The sequence below is a fragment of the Pseudomonas sp. MDT2-39-1 genome (genome assembly GCF_054898085.1).
This window is the reverse complement of sequence record NZ_CM142716.1, coordinates 6086671-6104863: the sequence shown is the minus strand read 5'-3', so window position 1 is coordinate 6104863 and position 18193 is coordinate 6086671. Positions and strand designations below refer to the sequence as shown.

The 18193-nt window shown below is 60.3% G+C and carries 18 protein-coding genes and 1 pseudogene; 5 read left to right on the top strand and 14 right to left on the bottom strand.

Going from position 1 to position 18193, the window contains the following annotated elements; all coding sequences use genetic code 11:
* Nucleotides 1-11: 11 nt before the first annotated feature.
* Nucleotides 12-878, bottom strand: coding sequence for a LysR family transcriptional regulator (locus tag ACYZTM_RS28440; protein ID WP_461985938.1), 867 nt, complete (start codon nt 876-878; stop codon nt 12-14).
* A 114-nt stretch (nt 879-992) separates the two neighbouring features.
* Between ACYZTM_RS28440 and ACYZTM_RS28435 the strand changes: the two genes are divergently transcribed.
* Nucleotides 993-1418, top strand: coding sequence for a VOC family protein (locus ACYZTM_RS28435; RefSeq protein ID WP_461985936.1), 426 nt, complete (start codon nt 993-995; stop codon nt 1416-1418).
* Nucleotides 1415-2692 (top strand): amidase, encoded by a 1278-nt coding sequence (locus ACYZTM_RS28430; protein ID WP_461985934.1) that lies wholly within the window; start codon nt 1415-1417, stop codon nt 2690-2692. The genes ACYZTM_RS28435 and ACYZTM_RS28430 overlap by 4 nt, the downstream gene beginning before the upstream one ends.
* Here ACYZTM_RS28430 and ACYZTM_RS28425 read toward each other — a convergent pair.
* The 5 genes from ACYZTM_RS28425 to ACYZTM_RS28405 all read right to left on the bottom strand — a co-directional run bounded on the left by ACYZTM_RS28425 (nt 2683) and on the right by ACYZTM_RS28405 (nt 7655).
* Complete coding sequence (locus ACYZTM_RS28425) at nt 2683-3276, bottom strand: GGDEF domain-containing protein (RefSeq protein WP_461985932.1); 594 nt, start codon at nt 3274-3276, stop codon at nt 2683-2685. The genes ACYZTM_RS28430 and ACYZTM_RS28425 overlap by 10 nt on opposite strands.
* A gap of 74 nt (nt 3277-3350) precedes the next feature.
* Entirely contained in the window at nt 3351-3929 is a 579-nt protein-coding gene (locus ACYZTM_RS28420) for a hypothetical protein (RefSeq protein WP_461985930.1), read from the bottom strand.
* A gap of 1 nt (nt 3930) precedes the next feature.
* A complete protein-coding gene (locus tag ACYZTM_RS28415; protein WP_461985928.1) occupies nt 3931-6099 on the bottom strand; it encodes a xanthine dehydrogenase family protein molybdopterin-binding subunit in 2169 nt (722 codons plus the stop codon).
* Between the two features lie 25 nt (nt 6100-6124).
* On the bottom strand, nt 6125-6580 hold the full coding sequence (locus tag ACYZTM_RS28410) for a (2Fe-2S)-binding protein (RefSeq protein ID WP_131062924.1): 456 nt from the start codon (nt 6578-6580) through the stop codon (nt 6125-6127).
* A gap of 229 nt (nt 6581-6809) precedes the next feature.
* Nucleotides 6810-7655, bottom strand: coding sequence for an oxidoreductase (locus tag ACYZTM_RS28405; RefSeq protein ID WP_461985926.1), 846 nt, complete (start codon nt 7653-7655; stop codon nt 6810-6812).
* Between the two features lie 112 nt (nt 7656-7767).
* On the opposite strand from ACYZTM_RS28405, the pseudogene ACYZTM_RS28400 reads away from it, so the two are divergent.
* A pseudogene (locus ACYZTM_RS28400) lies at nt 7768-8643 on the top strand (LysR family transcriptional regulator).
* Here ACYZTM_RS28400 and ACYZTM_RS28395 read toward each other — a convergent pair.
* Nucleotides 8640-9794: an NnrS family protein gene (locus ACYZTM_RS28395; RefSeq protein ID WP_461985924.1), complete on the bottom strand. Its 1155-nt coding sequence runs from the start codon at nt 9792-9794 to the stop codon at nt 8640-8642. The pseudogene ACYZTM_RS28400 and the gene ACYZTM_RS28395 sit on opposite strands and share 4 nt — an antisense overlap.
* Nucleotides 9794-10042, bottom strand: coding sequence for a transmembrane sensor/regulator PpyR (locus tag ACYZTM_RS28390; RefSeq protein WP_131062927.1), 249 nt, complete (start codon nt 10040-10042; stop codon nt 9794-9796). Before ACYZTM_RS28390 ends, ACYZTM_RS28395 begins: the two co-directional genes overlap by 1 nt.
* Before the next feature lie 264 nt (nt 10043-10306).
* On the opposite strand from ACYZTM_RS28390, the gene ACYZTM_RS28385 reads away from it, so the two are divergent.
* Together ACYZTM_RS28385 and ACYZTM_RS28380 are read left to right on the top strand one after the other, a co-directional pair.
* Nucleotides 10307-10804, top strand: a complete 498-nt coding sequence (locus tag ACYZTM_RS28385) for a VOC family protein (RefSeq protein ID WP_131062928.1) — start codon at nt 10307-10309, stop codon at nt 10802-10804.
* Nucleotides 10805-10839: 35 nt separating this feature from the next.
* Nucleotides 10840-11673, top strand: a complete 834-nt coding sequence (locus tag ACYZTM_RS28380; protein ID WP_461985921.1) for an AraC family transcriptional regulator — start codon at nt 10840-10842, stop codon at nt 11671-11673.
* Here ACYZTM_RS28380 and ACYZTM_RS28375 read toward each other — a convergent pair whose 3' ends face one another.
* The 6 genes from ACYZTM_RS28375 to ACYZTM_RS28350 form a co-directional block, all read right to left on the bottom strand.
* A complete protein-coding gene (locus tag ACYZTM_RS28375; protein WP_131062930.1) occupies nt 11674-12261 on the bottom strand; it encodes a LysE family translocator in 588 nt (195 codons plus the stop codon).
* A gap of 235 nt (nt 12262-12496) precedes the next feature.
* Nucleotides 12497-14005: a tripartite tricarboxylate transporter permease gene (locus ACYZTM_RS28370; RefSeq protein WP_131062931.1), complete on the bottom strand. Its 1509-nt coding sequence runs from the start codon at nt 14003-14005 to the stop codon at nt 12497-12499.
* A 24-nt stretch (nt 14006-14029) separates the two neighbouring features.
* Complete coding sequence (locus ACYZTM_RS28365; protein ID WP_461985918.1) at nt 14030-14524, bottom strand: tripartite tricarboxylate transporter TctB family protein; 495 nt, start codon at nt 14522-14524, stop codon at nt 14030-14032.
* Nucleotides 14521-15489: a Bug family tripartite tricarboxylate transporter substrate binding protein gene (locus ACYZTM_RS28360; protein WP_131062933.1), complete on the bottom strand. Its 969-nt coding sequence runs from the start codon at nt 15487-15489 to the stop codon at nt 14521-14523. The genes ACYZTM_RS28365 and ACYZTM_RS28360 overlap by 4 nt, the downstream gene beginning before the upstream one ends.
* 120 nt (nt 15490-15609) lie before the next feature.
* The gene (locus ACYZTM_RS28355; protein WP_131062934.1) at nt 15610-16650 is read right to left on the bottom strand and encodes a sterol desaturase family protein; all 1041 of its coding nucleotides are present in this window, start codon (nt 16648-16650) and stop codon (nt 15610-15612) included.
* Between the two features lie 156 nt (nt 16651-16806).
* Nucleotides 16807-18138, bottom strand: a complete 1332-nt coding sequence (locus ACYZTM_RS28350) for an aminotransferase-like domain-containing protein (protein ID WP_131062935.1) — start codon at nt 18136-18138, stop codon at nt 16807-16809.
* Nucleotides 18139-18193 lie beyond the last annotated feature (55 nt).

Genomic DNA, 18193 nt, shown 5'->3' with positions numbered 1-18193 from the left:
GGGTTTTGTGGTTAGTCTTCGATTTGGGCCAGGCACCGCGCAAACAGCTGCTGAATCGGCTGCACCCGCTGGCTGTAGCGCTGCAACAGCACAATCTCGCGGTAGAACGTCAACTCGCCCAACGGGATAATCCTGACTTTCGCCCCATGCTCAAGCCATAACCCGGCCTCGGGCAGCAGTGAAACGCCGAGCCCGCATTCGACCATCTTCACGATGGCTTCCAGCTCATCCAGTTCCAGTGCCACCTGCACTTCAATCTGCTGTTCTCGCAAAAACCGCGTCACCAGGCGACCGCCAAATGAATTGCGGTCGTAGCGCACGTGCGGGTGGCTCGCGAGGACCTGCAACGGTTCATTGCCTTCAAGGTCCATTGGCACAATCAACACAAACGGTTCACGGCGGATAACCTGCGCCGACAGTTCCTTGGGCAGCTCGAACGGCGGCTTGATCAATATCGCCAAGTCGACCTCCCCGGTGTCTACCTGGCTCAACAGGTTCAATGACACACCCGGCACCAGTTTCGGCTCAAGCAACGGCGCCTGCTGCCTCAACCGCAACAACGCCTGAGGCAACAACCCGGTCTGGACCGTGGCCACCGCGCCAATTTTCAACTCGCCGCGATACTCGCGGACATCGTCACTAACGGCCATCCGGCTGAACGTCTCGAGGATCTCCCGCGCCATCGGCAACGCCCGTTGCCCTGCGGCATTGAGAATCGCCTGACGCCCGGTGCGATCGAACAGGCGGATGCCCAGCACCTGTTCCAGATTGCGTATCTGCGCGCTCACCGCCGACTGCGTCAGGCCGATGTGCATCCCGGCGGCCGCGAACGTGCCGTAGCGTGTCACGGCGATGAAGGTTTTCAGTTCACGCAACATAGGCGTTCTCGATTGATCTAAATAATTTGTGCTCGACGCAAAAACTATCGTCTTTCAATCAAAAAGCATAGCGCTAAACTCAGCCTCATCTCCTGATCATCCGAGGCGAACCTAATGCAACTGCCCCCTTTTCACCTGGCCATCCCGGTTTACGATTTAGCCGCTGCCCGGCGTTTCTATGGCGACGTGTTCGGCCTGGAAGAAGGCCGCTCCAGCGACCACTGGGTCGACTTCAACTTTTTCGGTCATCAACTGGTGATTCACCTGACCCCGAAAAACCCTTCTCAGGAAGCCGCGCACACGAATGCCGTGGACGGTCATAACGTGCCGGTGCCGCATTTCGGTGTGGTATTGGGGATGGAGGAATGGGAGACGCTGGCCGAGCGTTTGAAAGACCTGGGTACACGCTTCGTGATCGAGCCGGGCATCCGCTTTCAGGGATTGGTAGGCGAACAAGCCACGATGTTTCTCTTCGACCCGTGCGGCAACGCTTTGGAGTTCAAGGCGTTCAAAAACATCGATCAGTTGTTCGCCAAATGATCCGCCCTTCCCTTGACGCCACCACCCTCAGTGAAGCGGTGGTCAATGGCGATACGACCGCTGCCGCCATCGCCGAAGCTTTTCTTGAGCGCATCCAGGCGCAGGAGCCGGATATCCAGGCTTTCGTCTCGTTCGACGCCCAACAGGTACGCGCCGATGCTGCGCAGAACAACGGTCGTGGCCTGCTGGCCGGCGTTCCCGTAGGCGTCAAGGACATCTTCGACACTGCGGCCTACCCCACGCAATTCTTCTCGCCCATCTACACCGGCCATCAACCGTCACGGGATGCCCACGTGGTGACGCTGTTGCGCCAGGCCGGCGCGCTGATCATGGGCAAGACCCACACCACCGAGTTTGCCTACATGCACACCGGTCCGACGCGCAATCCCCACGACCTCGCTCGCACGCCAGGCAGCTCCAGCGCGGGTTCGGCGGCCGGGATGGCGGCGGGTTTCTTCGCCTTGGCGCTGGGTACCCAGACCGCTGGCTCATTGCTCAAGCCGGCATCCTACTGCGGCCTCTTCGCTTACAAACCGTCGCTGGGACTGGTGTCGCTGGAAGGTGTAAAACCGCTGGCGCCAAGCTTCGACACCGTGGGTTGGTACGGAAGATCAGTACGCGATCTGCACCTCGTGGCGCGCGTGCTGATTCCCGGTTTTGTGGTACCTGACGTCGAGCGGCGTCCACTGAGACTAGGCTTCTGCCGCACGTCACGCTGGGATCAGGTGGACCCCGAGGTGGCCCACGCTCTGGAGCAGGCAGCCGATCAGTTGAGCCACGCTGGCCATCACGTGAGCGAACTGCAACTGCCCGACGAGTTTGCCGGTGTCTTCGACGACCATCAGCTGATTAACGATTGCGAGGGTGCCCGCTCGCTGGCAAAGGAATTTCAACGACATCGAACCCAATTGAGCCCCTCGACACTGGCCATGTTCGAGCGTGCGGCGGCGACAACCTGGGAACAGGAATCCGCTGCCAAGGTGCGACTGGCCGCGCTTGCCCCTCGCTTGAATGAGCTGTGCCAACCCTTCGACGCTATGCTCGGCGCCTCGTGCGGGATGGTTGCGCCCATGGGTCTGGAAAGTACCGGACCGTCGGATTTCATCAAGCTCTGGGGGGCGTTTGGCTGGCCGCAGGTCAATATCCCGCTGATGCGCGCGGAAGGCAGTCTACCGATCGGATTACAGCTGATTGGCAAGTTCAGGGATGACGGCCGGTTGTTGCGTACTGCCGGGTACATTGCAGCGGTTTTGCACTGCGCCACTCAAGAATGACGAGTGTCGTGCATCGCCTTATCGGCCAGGGCCAACACTACTTCGGCAGTCTGGTTTAGCCGAGCATCAAACTCGATCTGGCCAATGCTGAAGTGAATGGCAAAACTGCGATTTGCCGTGGCATTGCGCTCGGCGAGTATTTCCTCGAGGCGTGCCATGATCGCAGACAGCTCTACAACGCTCGCCCCTGTCAGCAGAGCGACAAACTCGTCGTTACCCAGTCGGCCGATCACATCGCTTTCGCGAAAGGCGATTCGCAGCACGTCAGCAAAGGTTTTCAGGGCGTTATCGCCCTCTGCTCGACCGTACAGGTAATTGATTTGCTTGAAATTATCGAGATCGAAAAACAGTAGCGTGGCCGGTAATGCCAACTGCTGGCAGGCGTCCAGCCCTTGTTGGGCCAGCGCTGTAAACCCGTGACGGTTGGGCAGCAACGTCAACTCGTCCATACTCGCCATCTGCACGCCCATCAGCTCTTGCTCGGCCTTACGAGCCAGATCGCGCAGCAGTTCACGCTCCTTGAGTGGCGAACGCATCGGGTCTGTGCAAGCACCTCGCTTGACCGGTTTGCCTGGGATCAGCATTACTCACTCCATTGGCGGATATGCACTTTAGAGTCGTGCATATCCGGATTGACTCCCTGTTTACGGACCGCCGGTCAACTGCCCTCCACCGGACACGGCCCACCCGCGTCAGCCCACAGCTTGAATTGGCTGACGAAAATGTCGTGGGGCACCGGTACCGGCGCCCTTCCCTCGCCCGGATTCCAGCCCCAGAGCACTAGCTTGTCTTCGCTGACGTGCTTGATCAGCGCTGCAAAATCTCGGTCACCATTACTGGAGCGATCCTTGATCATCACGCATAACTTATCGGCTGGCAGACCGATCCAGGCCATCTTGTGCGCTGCGGGCGGCAAGCTCCAATGCGGCGCTCCCGGTGGTGTATGCGGCCCGTAACTGGCGGGCGGATTGGACTCGGCGTGGCAGGTCGCGCAGGGCAAACCGGCAGCGCCCTTACCGTCCATCCCGCGCACCACGCTCATCGCATGGGGAATCCCGGCGTCGAACTGCAACGGCGAATCGCCCGGGAGATGACAGTTCTGGCAACGCGGGCTCTGGAAAACCTTCTGTACCGTGCCGAATGCCTTTATGGCTTCCTTGTCGTCAGCAAACAGGTGCTCGGCATACCCGGTCAGGCCGATCAGCACCACCGCGCCAAGAATCAGATGTCGTTTCATGTCACACCCCCGACAGTTGCAACGGCAGTTCCCGCAGGCGTTGCCCGGTCAGGGTGAACACCGCATTGGCCACTGCCGGTGCCGTGGGTGGGACACCGGCTTCGCCGATACCGCCGGACCTTTGGGTGCTCGGCACGATATGCACTTCGACCACCGGCATTTCGTTCAACCGCAGCACCTGATAGTCGTGGTAATTGGATTGCACCACCTGGCCGTCCTTGAACGTCAGTTTGCTGTGCAGGGTAAAGCCGAGGCCGAAGGTGATGCAGGATTCCATTTGCGCAGCGATGCTCATCGGGTTGACCGCAATCCCGCAGTCCACCGCGCACACTACCCGGTGCACGCGGATTTTCAGGTTGTCCTGGGACACTTCTGCAACCTGGGCCACGTAACTGCCGAAGGACTCATGCACCGCCACCCCCAACGCGTGGCCGTCTGGCAATGGCGCCTTCCAGTTGGCTTTCTCGACGGCAAGGTTCAGCACACCCAAATGCCGTGGATGCGCCTTGAGCAAGGTTCGTCGGTATTCCACCGGATCCTTTCCGGCCGCTTCCGCCAGTTCGTCGATCAACGACTCCATGACAAACGCCGTGTGGCTGTGCCCCACCGAACGCAGCCACAACACGCTGATGCCCGTTGTCGGTGAGTGCAGTTCCACTTGGTGATTGGCCATGCCTTCAAGGTAAGGGCTGTTGGCAACGCCTTCGACCGACGTCTTGTCGACACCGTCCTTGACCATGGTCGCCTCGAGCATGGTGCCGGCCATGATCGACTGACCGACCATCACATGCTTCCAGGCCATGGGCATGCCGCCAGCGTCCAGGCCGATGCGTGCCTGATGCAGGAATGCCGAGCGGTAATAACCGCCGCGCACGTCGTCCTCCCGGGACCAGACGGTTTTCACCGGCGCGCCTGCTGCCTTGGCGACCTGCACGGCTTCTGCGACAAAATCCGAGGTCGGATTGGCCCGACGACCGAAGCCGCCGCCGAGGAACTCAGTGTGAATTTCAACCTGTTCGGGCTTGAGCCCGGTGATCTTGCCCGCGATCATTTGATCCAGGGTCTGGAACTGCGTGCCGGTCCAGATCTCGCACTTGTCCTTGGAGATCTTCACCGTGCAATTGAGCGGTTCCATCGGTGCGTGGGCCAGGTACGGCACGCTGTATTCGACGTCGATGGTCTTGGCGGCTTTGCCCAGTGCAGCACTGGTATCGCCCGCCTTACTGGCCGAGGTACCGGGGGTGCCCGCGAGTTTGCGGAAACTCTCCAGCAGTTTCTGACTGTCGAGGCCGGCGTTCGGCCCCAGATCCCACTCGACTTTCAGCGCATCGCGCCCAAGCTTCGCCGCCCAGTAATGGTCGGCAATCACCGCCACGCCAGTAGGCACCTGCACCACTTTGTGCACGCCCGGCACAGCCAGCGCCTCGGCGCCTTCGAAGGATTTGACGCTGCCGCCGAACACCGGCGAACGGGCAACCATGGCCGTCATCAAGCCATCGAATTGCACGTCCATGCCGAACTTGGCCCGGCCGGTGATTTTCTCCGGGGTGTCCAGGCGCTTGGTGGGTTTGCCGATGAGTTTCCAGTCCTCGGCCTCCTTGAACTTGATCGAAGCCGGATCCGGAATCGGCAGCTTGCCGGCGTCGTCCGCCAGTTCGCCGTAGGTCGCGCGTTTGTCGCCGGCAATGACCACGCCTGACTCGGTGTGAATCGCCGAGGGCGCGACGTTGAAACGCTTGGCCGCCGCATCGATCAGCATCAAGCGCGCTGCCGCGCCGGCCTGCCGATAGCGATCGAATTCCATCCAGGTCGAGGTCGAGCCGCCGGTGATCTGCATCCCGCCGAACCCTGCCATGCCGTAATCCGCCGCCGACGCGGGTGAATGTTCGACGCGGATTTTCGACCAATCGGCGTCCAGCTCTTCGGCAATCAACATGGTCAGGCCGGTCCAGATGCCCTGGCCCATTTCCGAGTGGCCGAGCAGTACGGTGACGACGTTGTCGTTGCCGATCCGTAAAAACGCATTCGGCGCGAAAATATTGCCTTCATTCTCCGCCCCCAAAGCAAAGCGATGAGCGCCGGGGATGACGAACGCCACCACCAGACCACCGCCCAACAGTGCGCTGCCCTTGAGAAAACCGCGACGTGACACAGGGTTGATGCTGTTCATGGTTCAGACTCCCGTCAACGAGGCATCAGCCGATCTCGGCGGCGCGTTTGACCGCTGCACGGATCCTTGGGTAGGTGCCGCAGCGGCAGATATTGCCGGAGAGCGCCTGATCGATGTCGCTGTCGGTCGGTTTGGGGATCTTCGCCAGTAACGCGGCGGCGGACATGATCTGCCCGGACTGGCAGTAACCGCACTGCACCACGTCGAGTTCGGCCCAGGCTTGCTGCACCGGGTGCGAGCCGTCGGTTGACAGGCCTTCGATGGTGAGGATTTTTTGCCCGTGGGCCACTGCGGTGACGGGCGTGATGCAGGAACGCAGCGGCGCACCGTCGACGTGCACGGTGCAGGCGCCGCACTGGGCCATGCCGCAACCGAATTTGGTGCCCGTCAGGTGCGCGACATCGCGCAGGACCCAGAGCAGCGGCATGTCCGCGGGGACATCCAGCTCCTGATCCTTGCCATTGATGTTCAGGGTCAGCATTGCGAATTCCTCAGACTCACGGTGTTCTGAAGGGGCGTCGCTGTGACAACGGAATGCCTACGCGCGCCTCGGGTGATCCCTTCAGCTAAGCGCAAATTGCCGGTTGAGACGGGTTCATCGACCACCGGTCACATGAAAACGACTGAAACGGCACGCTCTGTAGCAGCTGTCGTTGTGGCGAGGGGATTTATCCCCTCGCCACAACGGCAGATACGGACAGGGTTGAGGTTTAGAAATCGGTGGAGACCGACACTTCACGCCATGTCTGCAACTCATCGGCGACGAAGGCGTTCTTGGCTTCGATCGCCGCGACGCAGTCACTGCCCAGCGGTAAGCGCAGCGGTGCTTTTTTCGCTTCCACCAGGGTGATCATGGTCTGCGCGAGCTTGTCCGGGTCGCACGGCTGATTCAGGGTCACGGCCTTGGCAATTTTGCGTACTTCACCCGCGGTGCTGTCGTAGTCGGCAATCGTTGACGGGGGTTCCACCAGCGAATTGCCTTCGAGGAATTCGGTGCGGAAGTATCCAGGCTCGACAACCGTGACTTTGACCCCCACCGGCGCCAATTCGGCGTGCAGCGCCTCGCTCAGCCCTTCAACGGCAAACTTGGTCGAGCAATAGACGCCGAAGCCCGGCCCCGACGCGTAACCGCCCACCGATGACAGATTGATCACGTGCCCACTGCGAGCGGCGCGCATGTACGGCAGGACGGCGCGAGTGACGTTCAGCAAGCCGAAGACACTGGTTTCGTACACACGTCGCACCTCGTCGGCGCTGGCTTCTTCCACCGCGCCCAGCAAGCCGAAGCCCGCGTTGTTAACCAGCACGTCGATACGCCCGAAGTGATCGATGGCCGCCTTGGCGACGGCAACGCCTTGCGCTTCGTTGGTCACATCGAGGGACACGGCGAGCAACGCGGATTGAGTGCCGAAACGCTGGGTGACGCTGCTGGCATCACGAGCGGTAGCCACCACCGCATCGCCATTGGCCAGTGCAGCGGCGGCGATCTTTGCGCCGATACCGCGGGAAGCGCCAGTGATGAGCCAGACACGTTTGAAGGTGGGGGAAGTGGTCATGATCGAGTTCCTTGTTTGGGTTGGGGTGAGCACAAGGTACGCAGGAAGATTGGTCGGAAAAATACCCTCGTGTTACAAGCACTATGAAACTGTCTTTCATATTGACGCCGACATGAATCACGACCCGTTCGATGGCTTGACCGAGTTTCTGGCGGTGGCCGAGCATAAAAGCTTCACCCTTGCCGCCACCCGGTTGGCGGTGACGCCCACGGCGGTCAGCCACGCGATCAAACTGCTGTAGCGGCGCACCGGCGTATTGCTGTTCCAGCGCACGACTCGCCGAGTGGCGTTGACCGAGGCCGGTGCCAGCCTGTTCGCCCGTCTGCGCCCGGCGGCCAGATCAACCGATGGGCACGCTGCGCATCACCGCGCCGCGCTTGTCCGGCGCGTTGTTGATCGAGCCACTGATGCCGCTGTTCCGCCAGGCTTATCCGCAGGTCAGCCTCGATATCTCCCTGGACGACGCCACGGTCGATCTGATGGAGAGCGGATTCGATGCCGGGATCCGGCTGGGAGAGTCCATCGAGAAAGACATGATCGCCGTGCGCCTGACACCGGACCTGCAATGGTCGGTGGTGGGTTCGCCGGCTTACTTCGCCAAGGCCGGCAAACCGCTCAGCCCGGAAGCGCTGACCCGGCATGAGTGCATCGGCTTCCGCTTCGCCAACTCCGGCAGCGCGCATCGCTGGGAGTTTCGCCGTGACGGGCGAGACTTCACGGTGGGCGTCGAGAGTGGCGTGATTGTCAATGATCGCAAGCTCTGATCTCCGCAGCCCGAAACGGGCTCGGACTCGCTTACGCCTGCAATCTGGAGATCATCGACGAGCTGGCGAACGGTCAACTGGAGCGAGTGCTGCTGCCGTTTGCGCCGTTGAGTTCGGCGTTGTACCTGTATTTCCCGAGCCGCCCCCAGACTCAACCGAAACTGCGCGCCTTCATCGATATGGCCACGCAGTGGATCGCTGAACGCGGTGGTCTGGGGCGTTAAAGCCTCGGCTTGAGCAAGATGCCGGTGTAGTGCATGAGAAACAGGCCGAAAGCACTGCTCCAAAGCAGCGCTGAGAGGCCCAGCCCCAGCCCGAAAAACGGTACAACAAACACCCGGCTCACACCGGCGATCACCAGTAAGGCAAAACCCAGCACCACGGTGTTCGACGGCTGCAACAGTCGCCCGGTATGACCCAGGCTGACCCGCGCAATCATTGCCAGTATCAGCCCGCCGATACCACCGACGGCCAATGAGTGCGTGGCCAGACTTTGTTGCTGCATTAAGCCGGTGTGCCACAACGCCATCGCCAACGGGGCAACCACCAGCCAGGCATAAGCGAGGTACAGCGACCAGAGCAGCGGTACGCGCCAAAGGCCCCGATCATGCCAGCGCAACAAGCGCAGCAGATGCAACGCGCCCATCAGCAGAAACAACGCCCCCAGCCAGGGTCTGGGAGCATCGTTCAACCCACCGGCAAAGGACATGGCCGCGAGCAGGTTGCTCAGCAACAACACTTTGGTTGGCAACGGGTGAGCGGCGGGTGCGGCGGCACGGTTCAAGCCGCGCTGGATAAAGAAGGGAATGACCCGGCCACCAATCACCGTCATAAGCGCCGCCACTAGCCACAAGGCCGCCAACACGCCACGCCGTTGCAGGCCCGCGTCATCCATCGCGATCCCCCACAACGTCATGCCCTGACAACCAGCCATCAGCGCAATCACCAACAGAATCGGGTAGTTGTCGCGCTTGCCGGCGGCCACCAGATCCCGTCCAATCGCCCAGGCCAGAAGCGGTAGAAACGGCACTTGCAACACCAGCAGCACGCTATCGGAAACGGGTAGCAACCAGGCCAGTCGCGCCAGCAGCCATACCAGCACAAGCCCCATCAAGGGCCAGCCGTTGAGGCCAGGGCGTCCGGTCCAGTTGGGCACTGCGGTAAGCAGGAACCCGGCGATAATTGCCGTGGCAAAACCAAACGGCATTTCATGCCGGTGCCAGGCCAGCATCCCGCCAACAGGTTGCGCATCGGGCAGTCGCCCGTACAGCCAAAGCGCCCAGATCGCCACCGCGATCGCAGCAAACCCGGCACCTGCCAAAAAGAACGGTCGAAAGCCGAGACTGAAGACTGGCGCAGCGGCGAGTCGGCGCATCAGGCGACCGCCCCGACCAGGCCTTTACCCAAGCGATGCTGCGCCAGCAGGCGCATAACGTAGCCAATTTTGAGCAAGGTCGGCCCGATAATGGTCATGGCATGCATCGTCACCAGGGCGACAATCGGCAAATGACCGTCGTAGAGGTAAGCGCCGTAGATACCCATCAAAAGCAGCGCCAGGCCAGCGCCAAGTACGCGACTCGACAAGTGCAGAACGTTCTGAGGATTGATGAAGAAATCGAACATTTTTCCGTACTCCTGAAGCAGTTCAGTTGTACGTTTTACTTATCAAGTCTCGTGCCAGTTTTTTTATCCATTTAAATCAGTAACCTGAAGAAAATAGAGTCATATCGACCACTTGCCGAAGTAGTCTGTATGACTCACACAATTGTCATTTTGACTCAGACACATCTATACCTGCGGGCAAATGTCGATCTACGGTCCAGCCAATCGACTACAAGCTGGCTACGCTGATAATCCAGCATGTGTAACTCGTGGAGGAGCACCACCATGCAGCGCGTACAAAAACTGACTCCCTGCCTCTGGTTCGACAATCAGGCCGAAGAAGCGGCGAAGTTTTACTGTTCGATCTTCGATCATTCAAAAATAACCGCCCTCACTCACTACGGCAAGGCCGGCCAAGAGGTTCATGGCATGCCTGAAGGCTCGGTGCTGACGGTCAGTTTCGAACTCGACGGACAGCCGATGACAGGCCTGAATGGCGGTTCGGTTTTCACATTCAGCGAAGCGGTTTCATTTCAGGTCAATTGCCAGACCCAGGATGAAGTCGACCATTTCTGGGGCGCCCTTTCCGCCCATCCAGAGAACGAGCAGTGCGGGTGGGTCAAGGACAAATTCGGTTTGTCCTGGCAGATCGTGCCGGTCGCCATGATGGACATGCTGAAAGACCCCGACACGAAGAAATCACAACGCGCCATGCAAGCCATGATGCAGATGAAAAAACTCGACATCGCCGCACTGCAGCGAGCCTTTAACGGCGAGAGCTAATACACTCCGTTGCTGGCCTGCCGAGGACACTGACGATGAAGCACACCGTTGCCAAAGACGCTGACAAAGCACCCCGCTTCTGGCGCGACGATGCCCTGCCCTTCATCGAAGCTCGATCCATCGCCGACGGCCGGGAGGTTTGCTACACCCGGCATGCCCACGAGCACTTTTCCATCGGTGCGATCACCGCCGGGCGCAGTACCTACCTTCATGAGCAAGCGCAGTTCCAGGTCAGCGCCGGCACCGTGGTGTTGATGAACCCCGATGATGTCCATGCCTGCAATCCGATCGACGACCAGCCGTGGTCGTACCTGATGCTGTACGTCGAGACGACCTGGCTGACCAATTTGCAACATCAGCTCGGCTTCAGCCAGGAGTTGGCGTTTCGGCGGTTTTCCGTTACCCACACCCGCGATGTCAACCTGTTCGCAGGCCTGAACGATTTGAACGAAATACTGGTTGATCCGCTGCAGGACGTGTTGTGCAAACACAGTGCGGCGGTGGAGTTTTTTACCGATGTGCAACAGCGGCTCAACCCGATCGATCAACCGCTGCGCGAGCCCAATTTCAAGCTGGAACGGGCCGCCGACTACATCCGCGACCACTGCACATGCCAGCTCAAGCTCGAGGACATTTGCGAGGCGGCTCAACTGTCGCCGTCCTACCTGATTCGCGCCTTCAAACACCATTACGGCATGACGCCCCACGCCTTTCTGGTCAACCGGCGCATCCAGTTCGCCCGTGATCAATTGCGCAACGGCAAGTTGATTGCCGATGTAGCGCTGGAAGCGGGATTTGCGGATCAGGCGCATTTTCAGCGGGTATTCAAACAGCATCTGGCGGCCACACCGGGGCAATATCGAGCCTGATCAGGGTAACAACAGGTACGCCGCACACACCGCCAACAGAAACGCCATGATCCGGTTGAACAGGCGCATGCCCGCAGGATTGCTCAAGTAACCTTGCAAAAAGGTGCCAGCGTAAGCCCAGCAACCAACGGATACGTAGCAGATTACCAAGTACACCGCCGCGAACTGCCAGACCAACCGCGCCTCGCCATCCGCGACGAAGGCGCCCATCCCCGCTACACACGCCAGCCAGGCTTTCGGGTTGAGCCATTGCATCACCGCGCCGTACAACAGCGACGGTGCCCGGCGCGACTTTTTTGCATCGATTCGACCATCGTCCGCCGCCAGCTTCCAGGCCATGAACAACAGAAACGCCACACCCGCCAGTTGCACCACCCGCGTCAGCGCCGGCCACAGCTGCAACACCTCATGCAAACCCAGGCCCATCAACACCAGCAATAAAACGAACCCCAGCGTGGCCCCGGCCACATGCCGCTGACTGGCGCGAAAACCGAACTGCGCCCCCGAACTCAACGCAACAATGTTCACCGGCCCCGGCGTTATCGACGCCACCAGGGCAAATGTCGCCATGGAAATAATCAGACTCATCGCACACCTTCTTCAATTCAGGGAAATTAGCGCTCAAGGTACTGAGCGCCCTGCCCTGCGTATTGAAGAAAACTGCCCAATGCCCATGGGGATTTGTTGATGTCGCACGCTTCGTGTAATTGAGTGGACTCGCCCAAGCCGAGGCGTCTGTGCGCCACGGTGGCATTCTTATAGAAGCCAACGACAGCGAGGGCGAGTCCATTCAATTACAGGACTCGCGGCGTGCCTTTTGTGATCAATCATCCTCGTGCAACTTGATGCCCCGAGCATGCAGCAGATGAGGCACGATCAGCACCAGCAGCGTCAGCGCGAGGAACGACGCGGCGATGGGTTGCGTCAAAAATATCATCCAGTCCCCTTCGCTGATGGACAGCGCATTGCGCAGCTGCTTTTCAGCCATCGGCCCCAGCAGCATGCCCACGATCACTGGCGCGACAGGGAAATCGAAACGCCGCATCAGCACCCCTCCCCAACCGATTGCCAGCATCAGCAGCAGGTCAAACGAAGAGTGGCGCATGCCGTACACGCCGATGGTGGCAAACACCAGAATCCCGGCATTCAGATACGGTCGGGGAATCTGCAACAGCTTGACCCACAACCCCACCAACGGCAGGTTTAATACCAGCAGGATGACGTTGCCGATGTACAGCGAAGCGACAAGTGTCCAGACCAGATCACCCGATGTCTGGAACAGCATCGGCCCCGGCTGCAGGTTGTAGTTCTGGAACGCCGCCAACAGGATCGCCGCCGTGGCGGACGTCGGGATACCGAGCGTCAGCAGCGGCACCAGAGAACCGGTAGCGCTGGCATTGTTGGCCGCCTCGGGACCGGCCACCCCTTCGATGGCGCCCTCGCCCTTGCTGCCTGCGAACTCTTTCGGAAACTTGCTCAGTTTGCGTTCGGCGGAATAGGACAAGAAGGTCGGAATTTCAGCACCACCCGCCGGAATCGAACCGAACGGGAAACCGATCAGTGTTCCCCGCAACCAGGCGGGAATCGAGCGTTTCCAGTCAGCGCGTGTCATCCACAACGACGTCAACCGGTGCCGACCCGATGCTTCTTCTTTTTGATAAAGCAGGCTGTACAACGCCTCGCCCACCGCAAACAAGCCGACCGCCACGAGCACCACTTCGATGCCATCCACCAACTCCGGCACACCCAAGGTGTAGCGGGCAATGCCCGAGGTCGAGTCCAGGCCGATCAAGCCGATGGTCAGGCCAATCCCGAGCGAGGCGAACCCCCGCAGCATCGAAGCGCCGAGCACTGCCGACACAGTCGTGAAGGACAGCACCAGAATCGCAAAATACTCCGCAGGGCCAAAATTGAGCGCCAGCGTGGCAACGATGGGGGCAAACAGGGTGAGCAGAACCGTCGCGATGGTGCCGGCGACAAACGAACCGATAGCCGCCGTCGCCAAGGCCGGCCCTGCCCGTCCGTTCCGGGCCATGAGGTTGCCTTCCAGGGCCGTGACCATGGACGACGATTCCCCGGGCGTATTAAGCAGGATGGACGTGGTCGAACCGCCAAACTGTGCGCCGTAGTAGATGCCGGCGAACATGATCAGCGCCCCGGTAGGATCGACCTTGGCGGTGATCGGCAACAGCAGCGCAACGGTCAGTGCCGGTCCAATCCCCGGCAAGACACCGATGGCCGTGCCGAGCAAGCAGCCGATAAATCCCCACATCAGATTGATCGGGGTCAGCGCGGCGGCAAAACCGACGGCCAGGCTTGAGAGAATATCCACCGAGTTTATCTCCTTGGGCCGGGGTCAGAGCCAGGCGTTGATCAGGGGCGGCAGGGAAACCCCGAGCCCGGCGTTGAACAGCCAGTAAATCGGCAGCGTCAAGGCAATGCCGATGGCCAGGTCCCGCACCGGGCGGCGACTGCCAAAACCCCGGGCCGAACAGGCAAACAGCAACCCGGCCGACAGGACGAAGCCGATGAGGTTAATCAGCACGGCCACGGCCACGAGACCCGCGGTGACCCAGGCGGCCCCGAGCTTGCCGCCGGGCAGCGCTTTGGCAGACTCGTCATCGTGGTCCGCCAATTCGCGAAAACCACCGGTCACGGACTGATAACACAGCAACAGGCCGACGACGCCAAGGAACACCGCCAACGCGTAGGGGTAGACATGAGCGCCCAGAATGACGAACCCCATCTCCTCAGGAAAGCGGTAGGCGCCAAGCGCCAATACCGCACTGATGACGACCACACCCAAGCCGATCGCCAGTTGTACCGGAATGAATGTGCGAGGTGGGTTCATTTTATCAACCCGACCTCGACCAACATCCCATGCAGGCGCACGTGCTCTGCGTCGACGAATTTGCCGAACTCATCGCCGGTCAGGACGTTGGGTGCCCATTTATTGGTCTCGACATTGGCTTTCCAGCCATTGCTTTCGGCGGCGGCCAAGACGGCGTCGGTCACTTCCTTGCGCTGCTCGGGGGTGAGGCCCGCCGCACCGTAAACACCCCGCCAGTTGCCGATAATCACGTCGTAGCCGCTTTCTTTCAGCGTCGGCGCATCGATACCGGCAATACGCTCGGGCGCGCCGATGGCGAGCACACGGAACTGGCCGTTCCTGATGTATTGGCCCAGTTCGGCGTAACCGCCGGTGATCACCTTGATCTGACCGCCCAATACCTGAGCCACGACTTCACCCCCACCGGCGAACGCCACGTAGTTCACCTTGTTGACGGGGATACCCATTCTGCTGGCCAGATCGGCGATGCCGATGTGATCAATCGAGCCCTTGGAGCCACCGCCCCAAGTGATGCTGGAGGGTTTTTCCTTGAAGGCTTTGAGCAAGTCGTCCAGGGTTTTGAACTCGGACTCCTTGCGCACGGCAATCACGTTGTATTCGGTAAACAGCCGTGCGATCGGCGTCACGTCCTTCAAGGTGATTGGCGGTTTGTTCTGTTCAATACCCGCGACCATGATCGCGCCGACAACCAGCAGTGCATTCGGATCGCCCTTGGTGCTGTTGGCAAATTGCGCCAGCCCCAACGTGCCGCCGGCCCCGCCCTTGTTCTCGAAGGTGACGGATTTGGCCGCTTTGGCCTCGACCAGGGCTTTGCCCAGATCTCGTGCAGTCTGGTCATAGCCGCCACCAACCGAGCCCGGGGCCATGAACTTGACGGTGTCCAGCGCAAAGGCCGGTGTAGTGAGCGCCGCAGCGGTAATCGCAACTGCGATGGAGCGGCTGAATCGACGGAACAAGGCGAGCATATGGAGTCTCCCGATATTATTTTTGTGGGTGCCGATTGAATCTCGCTCAGGAGCAAACCCTGCTCACTGAACATGCGTCTGTGAACAAGCGTAGGTCATGGTTGTGTTTATGGCGTCTTGTTAAGACTCGGGTACTTCGACGGGGGCTGGTGGCGCGGCCTGCGGGCGTTTCGCCAGGCGGATCTTGCGGGCTATGTCCACAAACGGCGTGACGATCAGGCTGTAGACCGTCAGGTAGCGTTCGTGATCCGCTTCATCGGTACCGAAGCGGATGGCTTCCGGCTTCGATGTGGTGACGTAGAGCGTTCCGAACATCCAGTCCCAGAGTGACAGGTTGACTCCGAAGTTCTTGTTGATGTGTCGGGCCGCGTCACTGTGGTGAATCTGGTGCTGGGCCGGACTGTTCAACACATGCTCGAACACTGGCCCGAACGATAGCCAGACATGGGTATGACGCAGGTTTGCGGCAAGACCGTTGAAGATCAGTACCAGCCAGGTCACGCCAAACAAGGTGTAACGGCTGATCTCGCCACCGCAGGCGTACCAGAAGACGCCGGCAAAGGCCGCGATGCAGACGGTATTCGTCAGCTTTTCAACAATTTTTTCCACGAAGTGAACCCGGCTTGCAGTGGCGGGGACCAGAACGGGTGCCGAATGATGGACCTTGTGAAACTCCCACAACCATCGTGAATGAAAGGCCCGGTGTACCGAATAGTTGGCAAAATCCTTGACCAGAAACACCCCCAATCCGAACAGCAGCGAGAGTGAGAGGTGGTCCCCGACTTGCACCCGTGCGCCCCAAAGGTTGGTCATGAAGCGGACGTAGTCCCCGGAACGCAGGATGTACGGGTCCACCAGACCGACGATGGGCAACACCAGCGACACTTTCAGGATGGCGCGGACGAAGTAGTAGCGGTAATCCAGCAACGCCGAGCGGTGCAAATGAACCCGGGTCCCGCCGATGAATTGCCCGAAAGTACGCGCGTCGGTCAGCCCGCGGGATTTCCTGAAGCGAAACAGGCCGTAGGCAACGCCGTAGGAGGACAACAGAAACACCAGGCCGAAGCGGCCGTTCAAATCGAAGATGCCAAGAAACTGGTCGGTGACCGGCGTAATCACCCACAGAAACAGGTAGTCATAGAAAAGCGCAAGAACATCCACAAGCAGTTGGCCTCCGTCAACGAGAAGAAAGTGTATATCAGATCGCTAGAGTGGTGAATGGCCCGCCCCCTGCGCAAGACACAAGCGGGCTTGCGCGCGAAGAACGATAACGCGGTGTACCTGCCAGTCATCCGGCTTTGGTCAGCTATGGCTCCGCTACGTATAAGCCCCCACCACCCGCCTCACTTTCTCCAGCGCCACTGCAAGCGCGTCCATGTCCACCGAGCCCAGGGCCAGGCGAATCGCGTGCGGCACATGGACCGAAGTCGCAAACGGTTCGGCGGTTGATACCGCCACCTGCTCGCGCATCAACGCCATGGCGATCTGGTCCGCCCGTGCGTCTTCCGACAAGGGCAGCCAGATGAAGTAGGACGATGGATGGCGCACGAAATGCAGGCCGGCCAGGTGCTTGTCGGCCAGGGCCTGCCGGGCTTGTGCATCTGCGCGCTTTTGCGCCTCCAGCAGGCTGACAGTTCCGTCATCGATCCACGCGCAGGCAATCGCAGTCATCACCCCGGGCGTATTCCAGGTGGTCGCCCTGATCGTGCGCTCCAGTGCGGCCACCGTTTGCACGGGTGCGGCGACGAATCCGACACGTAACCCGGTGGCGACGCTTTTGGAAAATCCTGAAACGTACACCGTCCTTTCAGGTGCCATTTGCGCTATGGGTGGCAACGAATCTTCCGCCAGAAACGCGTACGCAGCGTCCTCGATGATGTGCAGGTCGTGCTTGCGTGCAATCGCCACGAGGTGCTCACGTTGATCCGCTGCCATCACCCATCCCAACGGATTGTGCAACGTCGGCATGGTGTAGAGGGCACGTACCGAGCGGCTCCGGCAGAGCTTTTCGAGTGCATCGAGATCAGGCCCGGTGTCAGTGCCAGGAATGGGCACGACTTCAAGATGCAGCGTTTCAGCCAGCACCTTGAACCCCGGATAGGTCAAGGCATCAGCCGCGATCACATCACCCGGTTGCAGCAGCGCCATCAGGGCCACCGTCAATCCGTGCTGAGCGCCACTGACAAGCAACACCTGCTCGGCCTGGACCGTCAGTCCGCGCGCCTCCAGATGGCGCGCGACCGATGCCCGCTCGTGCGGACGGCCCGCGTGCGGTTGGTAGCGCAGATGGGATTCCAGGTCGCCGGACAACGCGAGCTGACGCAAGGCTGTGCGCAGCAGATCGGCCTGCCCCGGCACGGACGGATAGTTGAAGTTGAGGTCGATCATCCCCGCCACAACGCTGGGCTGGTGGATGCCCAGACTCGGTGGCAGTGAAGTCTCGCGGACGAAAGTACCGCGCCCCGTTTCGCCACTGACCAGGCCCATGGCCTCCAGCTCCCCATAGACCCTGCTTGCAGTGACCAGGGCCAATCCGTGGGTAGCGGCAAGCAGACGGTGAGTCGGCAAGCGCGTGCCCGGCAACAACCGCCCTGAACGGATATCGGCTGCAAAGGCATCCACCAGCGACTTGTACCGGGAGCGAGGCATAGGGAAATGTATCCATGACAATTTTTTGATTGTATCGATAGTCGGTCATACGATG

Bases quoted from the DNA above. Each gene is read 5' to 3' on its own strand.
- ACYZTM_RS28440 (WP_461985938.1), bottom strand. From the start codon at position 878: ATGTTGCGTGAACTGAAAACCTTCATCGCCGTGACACGCTACGGCACG.
- ACYZTM_RS28435 (WP_461985936.1), top strand. From the start codon at position 993: ATGCAACTGCCCCCTTTTCACCTGGCCATCCCGGTTTACGATTTAGCC.
- ACYZTM_RS28430 (WP_461985934.1), top strand. From the start codon at position 1,415: ATGATCCGCCCTTCCCTTGACGCCACCACCCTCAGTGAAGCGGTGGTC.
- ACYZTM_RS28425 (WP_461985932.1), bottom strand. From the start codon at position 3,276: ATGCTGATCCCAGGCAAACCGGTCAAGCGAGGTGCTTGCACAGACCCG.
- ACYZTM_RS28420 (WP_461985930.1), bottom strand. From the start codon at position 3,929: ATGAAACGACATCTGATTCTTGGCGCGGTGGTGCTGATCGGCCTGACC.
- ACYZTM_RS28415 (WP_461985928.1), bottom strand. From the start codon at position 6,099: ATGAACAGCATCAACCCTGTGTCACGTCGCGGTTTTCTCAAGGGCAGC.
- ACYZTM_RS28410 (WP_131062924.1), bottom strand. From the start codon at position 6,580: ATGCTGACCCTGAACATCAATGGCAAGGATCAGGAGCTGGATGTCCCC.
- ACYZTM_RS28405 (WP_461985926.1), bottom strand. From the start codon at position 7,655: ATGACCACTTCCCCCACCTTCAAACGTGTCTGGCTCATCACTGGCGCT.
- ACYZTM_RS28395 (WP_461985924.1), bottom strand. From the start codon at position 9,794: ATGCGCCGACTCGCCGCTGCGCCAGTCTTCAGTCTCGGCTTTCGACCG.
- ACYZTM_RS28390 (WP_131062927.1), bottom strand. From the start codon at position 10,042: ATGTTCGATTTCTTCATCAATCCTCAGAACGTTCTGCACTTGTCGAGT.
- ACYZTM_RS28385 (WP_131062928.1), top strand. From the start codon at position 10,307: ATGCAGCGCGTACAAAAACTGACTCCCTGCCTCTGGTTCGACAATCAG.
- ACYZTM_RS28380 (WP_461985921.1), top strand. From the start codon at position 10,840: ATGAAGCACACCGTTGCCAAAGACGCTGACAAAGCACCCCGCTTCTGG.
- ACYZTM_RS28375 (WP_131062930.1), bottom strand. From the start codon at position 12,261: ATGAGTCTGATTATTTCCATGGCGACATTTGCCCTGGTGGCGTCGATA.
- ACYZTM_RS28365 (WP_461985918.1), bottom strand. From the start codon at position 14,524: ATGAACCCACCTCGCACATTCATTCCGGTACAACTGGCGATCGGCTTG.
- ACYZTM_RS28360 (WP_131062933.1), bottom strand. From the start codon at position 15,489: ATGCTCGCCTTGTTCCGTCGATTCAGCCGCTCCATCGCAGTTGCGATT.
- ACYZTM_RS28350 (WP_131062935.1), bottom strand. From the start codon at position 18,138: ATGCCTCGCTCCCGGTACAAGTCGCTGGTGGATGCCTTTGCAGCCGAT.